Origin of the sequence: Arthrobacter crusticola (assembly GCF_004357995.1) — a bacterium.
GTDB lineage: Bacteria > Actinomycetota > Actinomycetes > Actinomycetales > Micrococcaceae > Arthrobacter_D > Arthrobacter_D crusticola.
On the sequence record NZ_SMTK01000010.1, the window covers coordinates 1 to 2446 of the forward strand.

Annotated in this window: 2 protein-coding genes; both read left to right on the plus strand. The window is 65.0% G+C overall.

Translation table 11 applies throughout. The annotated features are described in order from the left end of the window. The coding region (locus tag E2F48_RS17515) for a hypothetical protein (RefSeq protein ID WP_221411709.1) at positions 1 to 310 on the plus strand (310 nt) is incomplete at its 5' end. A 347-nt stretch (positions 311 to 657) separates the two neighbouring features. Further along, positions 658 to 1296 carry a LysE family translocator gene (locus E2F48_RS17160; protein WP_133405178.1) on the plus strand — a complete coding sequence of 213 codons (639 nt, stop codon included), beginning with the start codon at positions 658 to 660 and terminating at the stop codon, positions 1294 to 1296. Positions 1297 to 2446 lie beyond the last annotated feature (1150 nt).

Here is a 2446-nt window from a genome sequence, read left to right on the forward strand (position 1 = left end):
CACAAAATTCGAAACCAGCCAAAAAAACCAGCCCACCACACGCAAATGCGGCAGACCAGCCAATTCAACCAATCAAAAAACAATCGGTATCAACAAACTTGGCACACTATTGAGTTCTCAAACAACAAACACGTGGGAATACTTTTCCGAGCCAGATCCGAAGTTTTCCTTCGAAATCCTCCAAAGCTCTTTATTTCTTCGCCGTGGTGTGTTACTAACTTATTTCATTCCCTTTCCCCTTGTCAAATCCGCTCTTTTCGGTGAAAACCGGAAAAGCATTCGACAAGAAGAATCAACCACAGCAAAATAAAGCATCATCCGGCTTTAGTGCTCAGCACACGCTGGACTAGCTTCAAGAATTTGGTGGGGTTGGCTGCCCTCAGCGGGGCAACTCAGAAAACATTACATGCCTCCGTGTGTCAGCGCAAACCAGCGGGGCGCGTTGTGATGAGCATCGCATGCCACTCGTCTCCTGCACTCCAGCGGCGCCCTGGCCGGCACATCCGCTGCCCAATAAGGCTCCCCGGTTCAGCTCGAGGGACGCACAGCCGACCAAGGACCTCGCTTCGGCGCAGCGACCGGGAGAGGTCTCGCAATGGACCTACCGGACCGGGAGCTACGGAGCTAGGGTTGCACCGTCATTGAGGAGGATCCGCCGTGATTACCGCGAGCACCGCAGCGTTGTTGATCGCTGTGTCCCTTCCGATCGCCCTTATCCCCGGGCCTTCGGTGGCCTTCATCCTGACCACGACGCTGCGCTCCGGGCGCGGTGGAGGCTTAGCCGCGGTCGCCGGAATCGAGTTGGGCTACGTTCTGCATGTGGCCGGTGCCGCCCTCGGCATCTCCGCTCTAGTAGCTGCAAGCGCAACGGCGTTCACAGTAGTCAAGGTCGTCGGCGTCCTTTACCTGCTCTGGTTGGCCTTCCGCGCGTTGGGCTCCCGCAGGGAGGGAACGTTGGAACAGCCCGCCGTCCAGGACGTGGAACCCACGGTGAGGCGCAGCCTTACACGAGGGTTCATGGTCGGTGCGCTGAATCCCAAGACCGCCATGTTCTTCGTGGCCTTCCTTCCCCAGTTCGTCTCACCCGGAGCTGGGCCCATCTGGCTGCAACTCACTCTGCTGGGGTTTCTTTTCATCCTCGTGATGACCGTTCCCGACACAGTCTGGGCGCTGGCAGGCGATGCACTCCGCCGCCATCTTCCCCGCCTGAAACTGCGCGCGCTCGATCGCGTCAGCGGCTGCGTATACCTCCTGATGGCCGCAGCCACAGCGACCGTCCGACGCGTCACCCCATAGGGTGCGCCCGGCGGGCAAAGGTGGCGCGGTCGACCGTTTCACGTCTACGGCACCCAAGCACCACTCTCTGGATGGCCATGCATCGGGAAGCCTCGAGGTTGTCTTTGTACCGGGTTTACCTTGCGCGCGGTCCTAGGCCGGCCCGAGGGGCCCTCCGGGGCGCGCATGGAAACGTTAACACGGAGCCGGTCTTGCAGCGCCCCGGCTAGGGCACCTGTACAAGCAGCTGTGCCCCTACGCCGTATGAAGATATGGCATGGAGGCCAAGCCCGGAGGCAGATGGTCTGGGCCGGGCTACCGAGATGTCACGCACGGCAACAAGGGAGAGCCAGCGGGCCAGTACCAGGCCTGCAGCCAGGATGGAGTGAGCTTCTGGGCCGAAGTGCCCACGCGCGGCCCCCTGATGTGCCCGTTTACCGCGGCAGCTCCCGAACGCGCGCCCGTTGGAGCTGGCGCGCCCGTTGGAGGTTGGCGCCGCGAATAGAGGTTGGCGCCGCGAATAGAGGTTGGCGCGGCGGACCGGGCGGAATCTGCGTGGGTCCGCCGGGGAGCGCTTATATCGCAACCTACGGACCAGCGAAGCTGGCTACATTCCCGAGACGGTGCGGACCGGCGCAGCGGGTTATGCACCGTGGGCGGTATGCGGGCCGACACAGCTGGCTACCTACCTGCTGGCGATGGGGGCGGCGTGTAGCCCGCCCGGGTGCGACCGCTGGCCGCCAGCGGAGGGCAGCCCCTGTGGCGGTCTGACGGGGTGCTGCCAGCTTCGGGCGGCGTGCTGGCCCTGGTTGCCAGGGCCAGCACTCCGGGCTGCCTGCTGCGCGGCCTGGCGGAGGTGTGGGGTGGTTAGGGGTGCGGGCCCATCAGAGGTGCGGCACCTGTGACGGCCGGGGGGTGCCGGCGCTGTACGCGGGCTGCCCGCAGTGGCCGGCGCGCGCCGGGTGGTGGCCGGCGGGCCGGTGGTGGTGCCGGCTGGTGATCGGCCCTGGGGGCCCGTCTGGTGCGGGCGTATCCGGTGACGGGTCCGGGGCCCGTCCGGTGGCCAGGCGCCTGTCTGCGGCGGGGGGGCCTGTCCGGTGGCCGGTGGCCGGTGGGCCTGGGGGTGGGTGGTGGGCCTGGGGGTGGGTGGTGGGCCTGGGGTGGGTGGCGG